The sequence below is a fragment of the Blautia sp. MSK.20.85 genome (assembly GCF_013317245.1).
Lineage (GTDB): Bacteria > Bacillota > Clostridia > Lachnospirales > Lachnospiraceae > Blautia_A.
Genome location: NZ_JAAIUN010000007.1, coordinates 55,982 through 71,708 on the forward strand (window position 1 = coordinate 55,982; position 15,727 = coordinate 71,708).

Here is a 15,727-nt window from a genome sequence, read left to right on the forward strand (position 1 = left end):
CGTTTTTTTGGCGGAAATGTATTGACAAATCCCTGTACTATGATATAATTCAATCAAATCACAGAAAACATATATAGTTACTAGGAAATAAGGAAATAGAGATAAGGAATTAAGGAGGATATCACCATGGGTAAAATTTACGGAAGCGCACTGGAACTGATCGGAAACACACCGCTTGTAGAGGTAAAGAACGTAGAGAAGGCTGAAGGACTTGAGGCTACCATTCTTGCCAAGCTTGAGTATTTTAACCCGGCAGGAAGCGTTAAGGACAGAATCGGTAAGGCAATGATCGAGGATGCAGAGCAGAAAGGCGTTCTGAAACCAGGCGCAACCATCATCGAGCCAACATCCGGTAACACAGGAATCGGACTTGCAGCTATCGCAGCTGCCAAGGGATATAAGACAATCCTCACCATGCCGGAAACCATGAGTGTTGAGAGAAGAAACATCCTGAAAGCATACGGCGCAGAGGTAGTTCTGACAGATGGAGCTAAAGGAATGAAAGGTGCCATTGCCAAGGCAGAAGAACTTGCCAAGGAGATCCCGGGAAGCTTTATCCCAGGACAGTTTGAGAACCCGGCCAACCCGAAGGCACATGCAGCAACTACAGGTCCTGAGATCTGGAACGACACAGACGGAAAGGTAGATATCTTCGTAGCTGGTGTTGGTACAGGCGGAACAATCACAGGTACAGGTGAGTATCTGAAGAGCCAGAATCCGAACGTGAAAGTAGTAGCTGTTGAGCCTGCAACATCTCCTGTACTTTCCGAGGGAAAAGCAGGCCCGCATAAGATCCAGGGTATCGGTGCTGGTTTTGTTCCGGATACACTTGACACCAAGGTTTATGATGAGATCATCGCAGTAGAAAATGAGGATGCATTTGAGACATCCAAACTCCTCACCAAGAAAGAGGGAATCCTTACAGGAATTTCTTCCGGTGCAGCTCTCTATGCAGCAATCCAGCTTGCAAAACGCCCGGAGAACAAGGGTAAAGTGATCGTAGCACTTCTTCCGGACAGCGGAGACCGTTACTACTCCACACCACTGTTTACAAAATAATTGATCCGAAGACCGCTTCTTTTGCCCCGAAGCGTACTTCTGCGGAATTATTTACGGCGCTCCTGAATGCCTGTCCAAGCAGGCTGCCGGAGCGCCGGTTTTATTCTTATTTTTACCGAATCAAGTAAGTCCCCTGCGGGGTTGCGAAAAACAATAAGCATTGGATGGGGACTTGCTTGTATCAGGAGGAGTGCAGGCTCCTTCTGATAAACTGCGAAGCAGTTATTCGGTTATGAGCAAGTAGCAAAGCGGATTGCGAATATCCGCTTGACTTGTATCAGATAGTTTTTTAGGGTATAATAGAGAAAACAAACAAAACCTATTAACAATATAAAGAATAAAGTCTGCAAAGCAGATTCTGTTTCTTATGAAAGAAGATACAGGAAGCTGCCTGTGCATCACAGAGAAGGGTGCCGGTCATGGAATACAGAGGAATATTTCCGGCCGAACAGCTGCACAATAACAGAAAGAGCGAAAGGCTATAAATCAGAAGAATACTGAAATATTGGAGGTAAATATTACATGAGGATTTCTACAAGAGGAAGATATGCGCTGAGACTGATGTTGGATCTTGCTACAAATTATACAGGAAAACCGATCCGCCTGAAGGATGTGGCGAAGCGCCAGGAGATCTCAGATAAATATCTGGAGCAGATCATATCCATCCTGAACAAAGCAGGCTTTGTCCGCAGTGTCCGTGGCCCTCAGGGCGGCTATGCACTGCAGCAGACCCCGGATAAATACACGGTCGGAATGATCCTTCGTCTCACAGAAGGAAGCCTTTCCCCTGTGGAATGTCTGGACGACAACGGAGCCTTCTGTGAACGTGAGGAGAACTGTGTCACCCAGATCCTCTGGAAAAAGCTGGACGATGCTATCAAAGGTGTGGTGGATCATATAACATTGGAAGACCTGATGAACTGGCAATCCGTGAAGGCGGACGAGTACATCATATAAAAAAAACTGCGCAAGCAGCTTTTTTTTATATCACATTTTTTTACTAACATTTTACAAAACCGCGATTTTATATTTTACCTTCCATTTCTATAATAACACCTGTATTTAAGCAGTAAGCAAGTAAAAATGATCATAGAAATGAGGAGAAAAAAATCATGAAAAAAAGAATCGCAGGTATTTTAACAGCAGCACTTATAGGAACTACAGTAATGGGAACCGTTGTAATGGCAGCACCATCCGGAGCGATCGACGTAATTTCCCGTGAGGACGGATCCGGAACACGTGGAGCATTCGTAGAGCTGTTTGGGATCGAAGAAGAAAAAGACGGCGAGAAAGTAGATATGACAACACAGGAAGCAAGCATCACAAACAACACAGATGTAATGCTTACCACAGTAGCAGGCGATGAGAACTCTATCGGATACGTATCTCTGGGTTCCCTCAACGATACAGTAAAAGCAGTAAAGATCGACGGAGCAGAGGCAACAGCAGAGAACGTTGCAGATGATACATACAAGGTAGCACGTCCGTTCAACATCGTAACAGGCGACAAGCTCAGCGATGCAGCACAGGATTTCATCAACTACATCATGAGCTCTGACGGACAGGACATCATCGAAAAAGAAGGCTACATCAAAGTAGATGAAAAAGCAGAGGCATACAAAGCCGGAGATGCAAAAGGCAAAGTCGTAGTTATGGGATCTTCTTCCGTAGGACCTGTAATGGAGAAGCTTGCAGAGGCATATCAGAAAACAAACAAAAACATCACAGTAGAGGTTCAGGTCAGCGACTCCACAACAGGAATCAATAGCGCAACAGAGGGTGTATGTGATATCGGAATGGCATCCCGTGAGCTGAAGGACGAGGAAACAGAGAAAGGTGTTAAAGCTACAGAGATCGCAAAAGATGGTATCGCAGTCATCGTAAACAACGACAATGACCTTGAGGAGCTTTCAAGTGACCAGGTAAAATCCATCTTCACAGGTGATATCACAGACTGGGAAGACGTGACCAAATAAATTCCCGGATAAAAAACGATTGAAGTATCTTACAAAGAGCGGCGATCATGACAAGGTCAGGAAAGCCGCTCCGTTATATATCAGCACAGTGGATATCCACTGGAACAGAGAGAAAGGTGTCTTATGAATCATTTAGGAGAAAAGGCCATGAAGGTCGTTTTTCTCATTGCGGCCTGTGCATCGGTTCTTGCAGTATTTCTTATTTGTGTGTTCCTTTTTGCAAACGGCCTTCCTGCAATGGGAAAGATCGGTCCCTTAAAATTCCTCTTCGGAACAGAATGGAGACCAACAAACGATAAATTCGGAATCCTGCCAATGATCGTGGCAAGTATTTATGTAACTGCAGGAGCAATCCTTATCGGAGTTCCGATCGCACTTTTTACATCCGTATTTATGGCAAGATATTGCCCGAAAAAAATCTATAAACCACTGAAATCCGGTATTGAGCTTATGGCAGGCGTTCCATCCATCGTATATGGCTATTTTGGTCTGGTTCTCCTGGTACCGCTGATCCGCCAGCTGTTCGGAGGAACCGGAAGCAGTATGCTGGCAGCATGTATCCTTCTGGGAATCATGATCCTTCCGACGATCATCGGAGTTACGGAATCGGCAGTACGAAGCGTTCCGGAAAGCTACTATGAAGGCTCACTTGCGCTTGGCGCAACAAAAGAAAGAAGCATTTTCTTTGTTATGCTTCCGGCAGCAAAATCCGGAATCCTGGCAGGCGTTGTCCTTGGGATCGGACGTGCCATCGGTGAGACCATGGCCGTGATCATGGTAGCTGGAAACCAGCCACGTATGCCGAAGGGACTTCTTCAGGGTGTCCGTACCATGACTGCAAACATCGTAACAGAGATGGGATATGCATCAGGACTTCACAGAGAAGCACTGATCGCAACAGGAGTTGTACTCTTTGTATTTATCCTGATCATCAACTTAAGTCTTTCACTGCTGAACAGGAGGGCGGAGTATGCAAACTAACGTATCAGTAACTGCAGATCCTGCGGCAGAAACAATCATGAAAAAAAGAAATACACTTACCATAGGAGACCAGCTGAAGTCTTATGCAAGACATCCTGGTGCAGGAGTCCTGGCATTTCTCACACTGCTGGGAGCTGTGATCACTTTTGCACTGCTGTTCTTCCTGATCGGCTATGTGCTTGTAAAAGGTATTCCCTATCTGAATGCAAGTCTGTTCAGCCTTACCTATACCTCAGAGAACGTTTCCCTTCTCCCGTCACTGATCAATACCCTGATCATGACACTGGTATCTCTGGCGATTGCCGCTCCGGTAGGAATCTTTGCAGCGATCTTCCTTGTGGAATATGCAAAAAAAGGCAGCCGTTTTGTAAAGCTGATCCGTATTACCGCAGAGACACTTTCCGGTATTCCATCCATCGTATATGGTCTGTTCGGTATGCTGTTCTTTGTAACTGCATTGCACTGGGGCATGTCTCTTCTTTCCGGTGCCCTGACCATGGTGATCATGGTACTTCCCCTGATCATGCGTACCGCTGAGGAAGCACTGAAATCTGTTCCGGATTCTTACCGTGAGGCAAGCTTCGGACTTGGAGCAGGCAAGCTCCGTACTATTTTTACGATTGTACTTCCCTCCGCAGTTCCTGGAATCCTGGCAGGTGTGATCCTGGCCATCGGACGTGTGGTAGGTGAGACTGCAGCACTTCTTTATACCTCCGGTACTGTTGCGGCAGTTCCAAACAGCCTGATGGGTTCCGGACGTACCCTGGCACTTCACATGTATGTGCTTTCCAGTGAGGGACTTCATGTAAACCAGGCATCTGCAACAGCAGTAGTCATTCTGGCATTTGTACTTGTTATCAACGGACTGTCCGGTCTGGTAGCCAGAAAAATTGCGAAAGGATAATGATCGATCATGAGTGAAAATACAAAAATTTCAATTGACAATATGAATCTTCATTACGGAAGCTTTCATGCCCTGAAGGGAATCAATATGGAGATCCCGGAAAAGGAGATCACAGCATTTATCGGACCAAGCGGCTGCGGTAAATCCACACTTCTGAAATCTTTAAACCGTATGAATGACCTTGTGGAAGGCTGTACCATCACAGGAAAGGTAGAGCTTGACGGGGAAGATATTTACGGAGATATGGACGTGAATCTTCTGCGTAAACGTGTGGGTATGGTATTCCAGAAGCCCAATCCGTTCCCAATGAGCATCTATGATAATATTGCATACGGCCCGAGAACACACGGTATCCGTTCCAAGGCGAAGCTGGACGAGATCGTGGAAAAATCTCTCCGTGATGCGGCCATCTGGGATGAGGTCAAGGACCGTTTGAAAAAAAGTGCTCTTGGAATGTCAGGCGGACAGCAGCAGCGTCTCTGCATTGCCCGTGCCCTGGCAGTACAGCCGGAGGTGCTTCTTATGGATGAGCCCACATCTGCCCTGGACCCTATCTCCACTTCCAAGATCGAGGATCTGGCAGTAGAGCTTAAAAAGGATTACACCATTGTCATGGTCACACATAACATGCAGCAGGCAACCCGTATCTCCGACAAGACAGCATTTTTCCTTCTTGGTGAGGTTGTGGAATTTGCGGATACAGACAAGCTGTTCTCCATGCCGGCGGATAAGCGTACAGAGGATTATATTACAGGAAGGTTTGGTTGATATTATGTCAGAACGTTTTGTAAGACAGCTGGAAGAGCTTCACGTGGAACTGATCACCATGGGAAGTCTCTGCGAAAAAGCAATTTCACTTTCTGCCAAAGCTATTCAGGGTGAAGGCGGGATGACTCTCATTGGCAAGATCTTTGAGACAGAAAAAGAGATCGATTCTCAGGAAAGAGAGATCGAAAATCTCTGTATGAAACTTCTTCTTCATGAGCATCCGGTAGCCGGTGACCTGCGAGCCATCTCCGCTGCACTGAAGATGATCTCCGACATGGAGCGTATCGGTGATCAGGCAGCAGATATTGCGGATCTTTCCAAGCATATCGAGGACAAAGCAGTTACCGGAGATATCATTAATATCCGGAAGATGGCAGAGGATACTGTCCGGATGGTTACAGAAAGCATCGATGCTTTTGTAAAAGGTGACCTGGAACTCTGCAGACAGGTGATCGATGATGATGACAAGGTAGATAATGCGTTTAATGAGATCAAGGAAAAACTGGTTGAGATCTTAAGCAGCGGAAACCCGGATGCAAGATTGGGGCTTGACATTCTTATGGCTGCGAAGTATTTTGAACGTATCGGTGATCATGCTGTAAACATTGCGGAGTGGGTAGAATACTCCATCACGGGAGTCCACAGAAACAGTGCCAGTCACACCGACAATTATCTTACCGGAGAATGATCATTTTGAGTAAAAAAATATTTAAGTATATTATGCTGGTCTCAACCATGGTTACTGTGCTGGGACTGGCATTTGTCATTGGAATCCTTTCTCATTCATTCCAGCGTCAGCTGATGAATGAGCTGAAAAAAGAAGCTGTTTTCATTTCCAGAGGAGTAGAAGCAGCAGGGACAGATTATCTGGATCAGCTGAGTAACACAGATTCCAGGATTACCTATGTGGATGAAAGTGGAAAAGTCCTCTATGATAATGAAGCAGATGTGGAAAATATGGAGAATCACGGTCACAGAAAAGAGATCCGTGAGGCAGAGCTTAACGGAGAAGGAGAAGATGAGAGAATGTCTTCCACGCTTTCCGAAAAGACCATGTACTATGCGCTGCGCCTGGACAATGGCAATGTTCTTCGTGTCTCCAGCACCCAGAAATCAGCTTTTGCGCTTGTGTGGCAGCTGGTACCGCCGCTTTTGGGCGTATTGTTTCTGATTCTTGTTCTTTCTGCGGTATTTGCCTCCAGACTTTCCGGCAGGGTGGTGGAACCTCTCAACAACCTGGATCTGGAACATCCGGAGGAGATCAATGTGTATGAAGAGGTGGAACCTCTTATCAGCAAAATCTACCGCCAGAACCGTCAGATCCGTCTGCAGCTTGAGGCAGCCAGAAGGCAGCAGAAAGAGTTTTCCATTATTACGGAGAACATGCAGGAAGGTCTTCTTGTGATCGACCGTTACACCATGGTGCTTTCCGTTAACTCCAGTGTGGGAAAACTTCTTAAGGTAAACGAAGTCCGAACAGGAGAAAGTGTGTATCTGCTGAACCGTTCCGAAGAATTCCGGGGCGTTGTGGAGCAGGTTCTTGAAGGAAATCATGAGGACAAAATTCTTCGTCTGGATGGCAGTGATATCCAGGTGATCGCCAACCCTGTCACAAGAGAAAACAAGACAGAAGGTGCGGTAATTCTTCTGGTGGACGTAACTGAAAAAGTAGAACGGGAACAGCTGCGCAGAGAATTTTCCGCCAATGTTTCCCACGAGCTGAAAACACCGCTGACTTCTATTTCCGGCTTTGCAGAGATCATGCAGGACGGATTTGTGAAGGATGAAGATGTGAAGGTTTTTGCAGGGCGCATCTACAAGGAAGCACAGAGGCTGATCCGCCTGGTTGGAGATGTGATCCGGATTTCCCGTCTGGATGAAGGCGGAGTGCCGTATCAGTGGGAAGAACTGGATCTGTACAGTATGGTTCATGATATTTTTTCCACACTTCATGAAGCTGCCAGGAAGCAGGAAGTGCATATGTATATGGAAGGCGGAAGTACCATGCTGGATACGGTGCCTACCATTATGGAAGAAGTTCTTTACAATGTCTGTGATAATGCCATCAAATATAACCACAGGGGTGGAGAGGTTTTTGTACAGCTGAAGGATGAAGGCGATGTGGTTCGTATAAATGTGCGGGATACGGGAATCGGGATTCCGAAAGAAGATCAGGAACGCATTTTCGAGCGTTTTTATCGGGTGGATAAAAGTCATTCCAAGGAAATCGGCGGAACCGGTCTTGGCCTTTCTATTGTAAAACACGGGGTAAAAACTCTGAATGGCAGGCTGTGGCTTAACAGTGAGCCGGGCCAGGGAACTGAGATCCTGATGGAATTTCCGAAACATCATATGGAAAAGGAAGCAGCAGAGTGAACATAGGTCGTGCAGCGATGATGTTCATAGGCATGCAGCAGAGTGGAAGATGAAAGGCCGTTCTGTTGTATGTATCTGCTGCTTTTTATATCATAGTATATTGCTAGTTGGAGGTTGATGGTTTGACAGACTGGAAGGGTTATGCTATCTTATGTAATAATAATCAGAATAAGCAACAGGAAAGCGGATGATAACGGTCCGCTTTCTGTATTATAATTGGTTCGGAATAATTCCGGACGACTATACTGAGGGGAATAAAAATATGATACAGGCAATTGTTTTATTGGTGTTCCTGATCTTTCTGAATTCTGTTTTCGCAGGTGCGGAAATGGCGGTTCTGTCCATGAATGAAGCGAAGATGAAGGAGCTGGCAGAAGAGGGAGATCACCGGGCGCAGATTTTGATAAAGCTTACAGAACAGCCGGCACATTTTATGACAGCGATCCGTGTAACGGTAACTACGGCAGGATTTCTGCAGAGCGCTTTTGCAGCGGAATATTTTGCACAGCCTATGACCGCGGCACTGATAAAGGCAGGAGCAGATGTACCACAGAACATTCTGAAAATCGTATGTATGATCATTGTAACAATACTGCTTTCTTATGTAAGTCTTCTGTTTGGAGAGCTGGTTCCAAGACGTCTGGGGATGAAAAATCCGGATGAGCTTTCTCTGAGACTTGCAGGACTTCTTAAGATTGCGCTTCTTGCGGTGTGGCCGGCTACGGCACTTCTGACAGTTACCGCCAACGGAGTGCTGCACCTTATGGGAATCAGGCCGGAAGAAAAAGAGGATCAGGCCACGGAAGATGAGATCCGTATGCTTCTCAGTGAGGGAAATGAACAGGGCAGTATCCAGCAGGAAGAGAGCGAGATGATCCGCAATGTTTTTGATCTGGATGACACTACCGCAGATGAAATCTGTACTCACAGAAGAGATGTGGTTGTTCTCTACATGGAAGATTCCGATGAAAAATGGGAAGAGATCATCAGAGAGAATCGTCACACCTTTTATCCGGTATGCGGGGAAGATCAGGATGATATTATCCATATTCTGGACACCAGAGATTATTTCCGCCTGGATGACAGATCCAGAGAAGCTGTTCTGCAGCATGCCTGTTATTCACCGTTTTTTGTACCGGAATCCATGCGTGCCAACCTGATCTTCCGGGAAATGAGGGAAAAACGGGATTATTTTGCAGTAGTGCTGGATGAATACGGCTGCTTTGTGGGAATTGTCACTCTGCATGATCTTGTGGAGACGCTGGTGGGAGATATTGACGACAGGACAGATCTGCCGAAGCCGGATGATATTGAGAAGACAGGAGAACATATCTGGAAAATACAGGGAGGAGCGATCCTGGATGATGTGGCAGAGGTCATAAATGTGGAGCTTCCTGTAGAAAAATATGATACTTTCAGCGGCTTTGTCTGCGGAGTTCTGGAACGTGTACCGGAGGACGGAGAACAGTTCCGATGCAGCTGGAAAAACCTGGATATTGTGGTAAATCAGGTCAGAAACCATACCGTTGTGGAGGGAATCGTTCATGTTCAGCCAGAGAAAAAAGTGCAGGAACAGAAAGAAGAGATCTGACAAAACCTTGTTCAGCCAGGTCATGGGACAGTTATCGGGAGAAAGATCTCCGGGGATTTATGGACATTTTCGAACATGTTGTTGCTTGAAAGTATGTTATTTTTATGACATAATAAGGAAATAACCCGAGGAAAGCTTGTGATGGGGGAGAGAAAATGCCAGGTTTTACAAGACAGATCATACTGCATACACTGACGGAACTTATGAACGAAAAACCATTGTCCAAGATCACGGTAAAGGACATCGTGGAACGCTGTGGAGTAAACAGGAATACATTTTACTACCATTTCAGAGATATTCCGGATGCAGTGGAAGCAATGGTAAAGGAAGAGCTGAATGACATTCTGAAGGATCAGAAAGTACCGGAATCAGTCAGCGACTGTATGGAAATCCTTGTCAACGCAGTTCAGAAGAACAAAAAAGCCATGATACATCTGTACCGCTCGATCCAGAGGGATGTATTTGCCGATTATCTGGATCATGCCGCAGAGCGTGTGGTGGAGGAGCTGATCAACAGGGCGGTCGGAGACTTTGAAATGGATCAGGAAGATAGGCATCTTATAAGCCGGTATTATAAATGTGTATTTGTGGGAGTGATCCTGGACTGGCTACGGCATGATATGGATTATGATATCCTGTCAGATATGCATAAGCTGGAGTATATTTACGAGAAGAGCCTTGAGAGTCAGTACAAAAATCTGAAATAAAAGCTATGATTTCAACTAAATGAAGATTAAAAATATCCATTTAGTGTAGAACAGGAATGTCCTCGAATATTATTAAGGTATAAGAAACGGTTAATTTTGAGCTGGTGTCTGAAATTTAGGCACTGGCTCTTTTTTGTCTGTTTTTTTAAACGACACAGTGATGTATAATTCAGTACAATAAATGAGAAAAAATTATCAAGGAGGGAACGTATGGATGACTTGAAACAGCTGAAGCTTGTAAAAAACATCTACATCGTCATGTCATTACTGTTCTGCGTGCTGGGTATTTTTCTGATGGCAAGGCCCAAAAGCTCTGTAAAAATGCTGTGCGTGCTCATGGGAATCATGCTGATCCTGTACGGAGCTATTAAGATCAGCGGATATTTCACGCGAGATGCTTTTTGTCTGGCATTTCAGTTCGATCTGGCTTTCGGAATCCTGCTGATGGCAGTGGGAGTGATCCTGATAGCCAGAAAAAATTTCGCAGTGGATCTTATTTTTTCCGTGTTCGGAATCCTGATCCTGGCAGATGCCCTGTTTAAGATCCAGATGTCTGTAGATGCGAAGAGATTCGGTCTGGCGCTGTGGTGGCAGATTCTGCTGGTCGCACTGGTCACCGGAGTGATCGGAGTTCTGGTTTTTATCAGACCATGTGAAGCAGCAGCTACGATGATGGCACTGGTAGGATTTTCCATTTTACTGGAAGGGATCCTCAATCTATGGGTCGGGATCCTGACGATCAAGATCATCAAGAGTCGGCTTTAAACATAAACATAAAAATAACCAATCACTTTAGATAATAACATAGGAGGAAATAGAGTATGGGAATCGTAGACAAAGCAAAACAGGCAGCGATCGCAGCTACCGTAACAAAAGCACTGGATTATCTTGAGAAGGATCCGGAGACAAACATACCGAAGATCATGGAAATGGTTGATAAAGTAACACCGGATGGCTGGTATGCAGGACAGAGAAATGCGATCCGTCACTCCATCGAGGCAAAGGACAACTGGTATCAGCTGATCCTTCGTATGTATCAGCTGGATGCCGGCGTACGCCAGACATTTTTCCGCAACTTTATTGTAAATGCCAGTCTTAAGGGAAGCGCAACGCAGGAAAAGGTATCAGAAGAGAATGACTGCAATGTACCGTGGGCAATCCTTCTTGACCCAACCAGCGCATGTAACCTTCACTGCACAGGATGCTGGGCAGCAGAGTATGGCCACAAACTGAACCTGGATCTTGAGACCATCGATTCTATTGTTAAACAGGGTAAAGAGCTGGGAACTTATATGTACATCTACACAGGCGGTGAGCCTCTTGTCCGCAAAAAAGACCTTATTAAGATCTGTGAGATGCATCCGGACTGCGAGTTCCTTTCCTTCACAAACGGAACTCTTATTGACGAAGAATTCTGTCAGGAAATGCTCCGTGTGAAAAACTTTGTTCCGGCTATCAGCCTTGAGGGAACAGAGGCAACTACAGACGGACGACGTGGAGATGGCGTATACCAGAAGGTTATGCATGCCATGGAGCTTTTGAAGAGCCACGGACTTCCGTTCGGTGTTTCCACATGCTACACATCTGCAAACGTAGATGCAGTAAGCAGCGAGGAGTACTTCGATCATCTGATCGAGTGCGGAGCTTATTTTGCATGGTTCTTCCACTATATGCCGGTTGGAAATGATGCGGCAGCAGATCTTCTTCCCACACCGGAGCAGAGAATCAAAATGTACGACAGCGTCCGCAGATTCCGTGCCACAAAATCTCTCTTCACTATGGACTTCCAGAATGATGCAGAGTATGTAGGCGGATGTATCGCAGGTGGCCGCCGTTACCTTCATATCAATGCAAACGGAGATGTGGATCCTTGTGTATTCATTCATTTCTCCAATGCGAACATTAAAGAATGTACACTTCTTGAGGCGCTGAAGAGCCCGATCTTTATGGAGTATCATAAAGGACAGCCATTCAACAAGAACATGCTTCGTCCATGTCCGATGCTTGAGAATCCGGAGCTTCTCCGCAAGATGGTTGAGCGTGCAGGAGCGAAATCTACAGACCTTCAGTCTCCTGAGACAGCGGAGCATCTCTGTGCAAAATGTGACCACTATGCAGAAGTATGGAAAAAACAGGCAGATGAGCTCTGGGATGAGAGCCAGGCGAAAAAAGCTGCAAAAAAATCAACAACTTGTTAATTAATACTTGATATAGATGGTGGGATACTGTATAATGAACCCGTTTTTCAGGAGTCTGAAATAACAGTTCAGATAAGAGTGTCGAAACAGAAGAGACACGATACGTGTACTGACAGATAACAGGGCGGTTATATTCAGCAGTGGGTATAACTGCCTTCTTTTTTATGTTATCGTCAGGACATAGGGAAAGAAAGGATGGATTCATTATGGAAAAACAGGAGAAAAACACAGCCAGCCCTTATGAGCTGGACGGACGCCCACCTCTTAAGGTGGCAATTCCCCTTGGACTGCAGCACGTGCTTGCCATGTTTGTGGGTAACCTTACCCCGCTTCTTATCATCACGGCAGCCTGCGGAATTGAAGCAGGAGGGGATCTTCAGGTTGCATTACTTCAGAATGCAATGCTGATCGCAGGAATTGTTACACTTGTACAGGTCTTTACGATCGGACCGGTCGGTGGCAAGCTTCCTATCGTTATGGGAACAAGTTCAGGTTTCATCGGCGTATGTCAGAGCGTTGCCGGAGTCATGGGAAATGGTGTCGTAGCCTACGGCGCGATCATGGCAGCATGTTTTATCGGCGGTCTTTTTGAGACGGTTCTGGGAAGCTTTCTGAAACCTTTGAGAAAATTTTTCCCGTCTGTTGTAACCGGTACCGTTGTACTTTCAATTGGTCTTTCACTGATCGGTGTGGGAATCAGCTCCTTTGGAGGCGGAAGCTCCGCAAAGGATTACGGTTCTCTGGAAAACCTTTTCGTAGGTTTTGTGGTTCTGATCGTGATCATTGCACTGAAGCACGGAACAAAAGGTTTCACAAGCTTTTCTTCGATCCTCATCGGTATTATCGTGGGATATATTCTGGTAAGTATCATGGCACTGGTACTTCCAACAACATTTACATATGTAGATGATACAGGTGCCACTGTAGAAGCTACAAAAGCCTGGGTTCTGAACTGGGATAAGGTTGCACAGGCAAAATGGTTTGCAGTACCTGCACTTATGCCTGTAAAATGGGTATTTGACGCACGTGCCATCGTGCCGATCCTGATCATGTTTATTGTAACTGCAGTGGAGACTGTTGGTGATATTTCCGGAATCACAGAGGGTGGTCTTGGAAGAGAAGCTACTGATAAAGAGCTTTCCGGTGGTGTTATGTGTGACGGTCTTGGTTCTTCCTTTGCAGCACTGTTTGGTGTACTGCCGAATACTTCCTTCAGCCAGAACGTTGGTCTGGTTGCCATGAATAAGGTTGTAAACCGTTTCTGTATCGCTACTGGTGGAATCTTCCTGATCGCATGTGGACTGTTCCCGAAACTGGCTGCGCTGATCTCTATCATGCCGCAGAGTGTTCTGGGCGGCGCTGCTGTTATGATGTTCTCATCGATCGTTGTCAGTGGTATCCAGCTGATCACCAAGTGGCCGGTAGGACCAAGAAACGTTACCATCGTTTCTGTTGCACTGGGTCTTGGCTATGGACTTGGTTCCAATACAGCGATCCTTGTGCATCTGCCACAGGCTATCAGTCTGATCTTCGGTGGTTCCGGTATTGTACCGGCAGCGGTGTTTGCTATTATTTTGAACATCGTTCTCCCTAAGGATGAGAAGACGGATGTTGAGAGAGCTGAGGAAATGTTAGAGAAAGTAAAAAATAAATAGTAAAAAATTTCTTTTTTTGAGAGACTGTTGGACTTTTATTGGTTTGATGGTCTCTTTTTTTGTATGTGTGAATTTGTTTTTTTTTGTGGGATTTTGTGATAAAGGTTCTGCTTTTGGGAAAAGCGGAAATTCGCGGGGAGGCTCGCTTATGAACTCTACTTTTGCTTCCAGTTATGAATTGCTCCTGTCTGCTATTTCTGAATTAGAACTTCAGAAGGATTCTTTTGTCCTTCGCCCTGGCGTTGATTTTTCGAGAAAACGTAAGATTTCCTTTCGGGATATGATCCTCTCTCTTTTAACCATGCAGGGCGGCTCTCTTTCTACTACATCCCATGACTTTTTCCAGCACAGGCTTCCTGCTGATATCCCTTCTCTTTCCGCTCTCCATCAACAGAGGGCAAAGCTTCTTCCAGATGCTATGCGTTACCTGTTTTATCATTTTACACAACGACTTCCTACCGTGCAAACCTATGATGGATTTCAGCTTCTGGCCTGTGACGGATCCGACCTGAACATTTCTTATGATCCGGATGATTGGGAAAGCTGTAAGCCTTCCGGCAATGGAAAAAGAGGTTCCAATCAGCTCCATCTCCATGCGCTGTATGATCTCTGCAACAAAAAATATACAGATATACGGATCGAAAAAACAATGGTCAGTAATGAATCCCGTGCCCTGGTCCAGATGCTGGAAAATATAAAATCCCCTGCTAAAACGATCATACTGGCTGACCGGGGATACGAAACTTATCATGTTTTTGCCCATATCATGGCAAAAGGTCTGGCTTTTGTTATCCGCACAAAGGATATTTCCCGCAAAGGCGGGATCGCGTATGGTTTCCGGCTGCCTGACAGGGAACTGGACAAAGACGGGAAACAGGCAGTTTATCCTATGAAATTAAGAATGGTGCGTTTTTTGCTGGATACCGGTGAATATGAATGTATCGTTACGAACCTTAAAAGAGAGGAATTTCCTCCGTGGAGGATCAGGGAATTATATCATTTGAGAGGGGGGATCTGCGCATTTTTATCTCCAATCCATTAAGTTTCAAAATGGTTAAGACGATAAGGATAGAATTCTCACCAAAATGTTCTAACTAAATGGCATTGGGCCGTTTCCCCTCCCCACACCCCTTCCCTCTGGCCACGCAGTTGTTCGGCGTTGTGGTGGGCGTAAATGCACTGACGGGGTGCGGGATTCGGGGGTGTTGTGGGTGAGAGGTTGTGCCGATTTTTGTTGGGGTGAGGGGGCTGAATTACTTTAGCTGCTCAGTAATTATAAGCCCCCTCATAAGCATTGCACCGCTCTTTCCGATGTCCCTGCTCCACACAGGAGCTGCACCGGTCACAAAACTCCTGCTCATAGCAGGTAGAACAGACACACCCCTTACAGGCATCCCGGTCATAAGCCGGCGTGCAGGTAAAAGGAAGGGTATCTTTTGCAGTTTCCGTACTCATAAAATCACGCTCCTTTTTTCTACATTATAGACCCAACAAAAAAACGTTTCAATACAA

Annotated in this window: 15 protein-coding genes; 14 read left to right on the plus strand and 1 reads right to left on the minus strand. The window is 45.8% G+C overall.

From position 1 onward, the window contains the following. Nucleotides 1–126 precede the first annotated feature (126 nt). The 14 genes from cysK to G5B12_RS05850 all read left to right on the plus strand — a co-directional run bounded on the left by cysK (nucleotide 127) and on the right by G5B12_RS05850 (nucleotide 15,257). On the plus strand, nucleotides 127–1,059 hold the full coding sequence (gene cysK, locus G5B12_RS05785; protein ID WP_174087900.1) for a cysteine synthase A: 933 nt from the start codon (nucleotides 127–129) through the stop codon (nucleotides 1,057–1,059). Nucleotides 1,060–1,581: 522 nt separating this feature from the next. Beyond that, the gene (locus tag G5B12_RS05790; RefSeq protein WP_021977005.1) at nucleotides 1,582–2,016 is read left to right on the plus strand and encodes an RrF2 family transcriptional regulator; all 435 of its coding nucleotides are present in this window, start codon (nucleotides 1,582–1,584) and stop codon (nucleotides 2,014–2,016) included. A 155-nt stretch (nucleotides 2,017–2,171) separates the two neighbouring features. Continuing rightward, entirely contained in the window at nucleotides 2,172–3,035 is an 864-nt protein-coding gene (locus G5B12_RS05795) for a substrate-binding domain-containing protein (protein ID WP_021652475.1), read from the plus strand. Nucleotides 3,036–3,158: 123 nt separating this feature from the next. After that, a complete protein-coding gene (gene pstC / locus G5B12_RS05800; protein ID WP_021652474.1) occupies nucleotides 3,159–4,016 on the plus strand; it encodes a phosphate ABC transporter permease subunit PstC in 858 nt (285 codons plus the stop codon). Further along, nucleotides 4,006–4,920: a phosphate ABC transporter permease PstA gene (pstA, locus tag G5B12_RS05805; RefSeq protein ID WP_173771899.1), complete on the plus strand. Its 915-nt coding sequence runs from the start codon at nucleotides 4,006–4,008 to the stop codon at nucleotides 4,918–4,920. The genes pstC and pstA overlap by 11 nt, the downstream gene beginning before the upstream one ends. 9 nt (nucleotides 4,921–4,929) lie before the next feature. Further along, nucleotides 4,930–5,688 carry a phosphate ABC transporter ATP-binding protein PstB gene (gene pstB, locus G5B12_RS05810; RefSeq protein WP_015526284.1) on the plus strand — a complete coding sequence of 253 codons (759 nt, stop codon included), beginning with the start codon at nucleotides 4,930–4,932 and terminating at the stop codon, nucleotides 5,686–5,688. A gap of 4 nt (nucleotides 5,689–5,692) precedes the next feature. Beyond that, nucleotides 5,693–6,376 carry a phosphate signaling complex protein PhoU gene (phoU, locus tag G5B12_RS05815; RefSeq protein ID WP_021977009.1) on the plus strand — a complete coding sequence of 228 codons (684 nt, stop codon included), beginning with the start codon at nucleotides 5,693–5,695 and terminating at the stop codon, nucleotides 6,374–6,376. Between the two features lie 5 nt (nucleotides 6,377–6,381). After that, nucleotides 6,382–8,064: a sensor histidine kinase gene (locus tag G5B12_RS05820; protein WP_330597628.1), complete on the plus strand. Its 1,683-nt coding sequence runs from the start codon at nucleotides 6,382–6,384 to the stop codon at nucleotides 8,062–8,064. Between the two features lie 262 nt (nucleotides 8,065–8,326). After that, nucleotides 8,327–9,655, plus strand: coding sequence for a hemolysin family protein (locus G5B12_RS05825; RefSeq protein ID WP_243279041.1), 1,329 nt, complete (start codon nucleotides 8,327–8,329; stop codon nucleotides 9,653–9,655). Between the two features lie 155 nt (nucleotides 9,656–9,810). Beyond that, nucleotides 9,811–10,362, plus strand: a complete 552-nt coding sequence (locus G5B12_RS05830; protein WP_092069733.1) for a TetR/AcrR family transcriptional regulator C-terminal domain-containing protein — start codon at nucleotides 9,811–9,813, stop codon at nucleotides 10,360–10,362. A 210-nt stretch (nucleotides 10,363–10,572) separates the two neighbouring features. Beyond that, nucleotides 10,573–11,127, plus strand: a complete 555-nt coding sequence (locus tag G5B12_RS05835) for an HdeD family acid-resistance protein (RefSeq protein ID WP_021977012.1) — start codon at nucleotides 10,573–10,575, stop codon at nucleotides 11,125–11,127. A gap of 56 nt (nucleotides 11,128–11,183) precedes the next feature. Further along, nucleotides 11,184–12,560 carry a radical SAM protein gene (locus tag G5B12_RS05840; protein ID WP_173771901.1) on the plus strand — a complete coding sequence of 459 codons (1,377 nt, stop codon included), beginning with the start codon at nucleotides 11,184–11,186 and terminating at the stop codon, nucleotides 12,558–12,560. A gap of 206 nt (nucleotides 12,561–12,766) precedes the next feature. Further along, on the plus strand, nucleotides 12,767–14,215 hold the full coding sequence (locus tag G5B12_RS05845) for a uracil-xanthine permease family protein (protein ID WP_021977014.1): 1,449 nt from the start codon (nucleotides 12,767–12,769) through the stop codon (nucleotides 14,213–14,215). A 148-nt stretch (nucleotides 14,216–14,363) separates the two neighbouring features. After that, nucleotides 14,364–15,257, plus strand: a complete 894-nt coding sequence (locus tag G5B12_RS05850; protein WP_174087902.1) for an IS4 family transposase — start codon at nucleotides 14,364–14,366, stop codon at nucleotides 15,255–15,257. A 224-nt stretch (nucleotides 15,258–15,481) separates the two neighbouring features. Here the strand turns inward: G5B12_RS05850 and G5B12_RS05855 are convergent, their stop codons facing one another. Further along, on the minus strand, nucleotides 15,482–15,670 hold the full coding sequence (locus tag G5B12_RS05855; protein WP_021977016.1) for a hypothetical protein: 189 nt from the start codon (nucleotides 15,668–15,670) through the stop codon (nucleotides 15,482–15,484). Nucleotides 15,671–15,727: the final 57 nt, after the last annotated feature.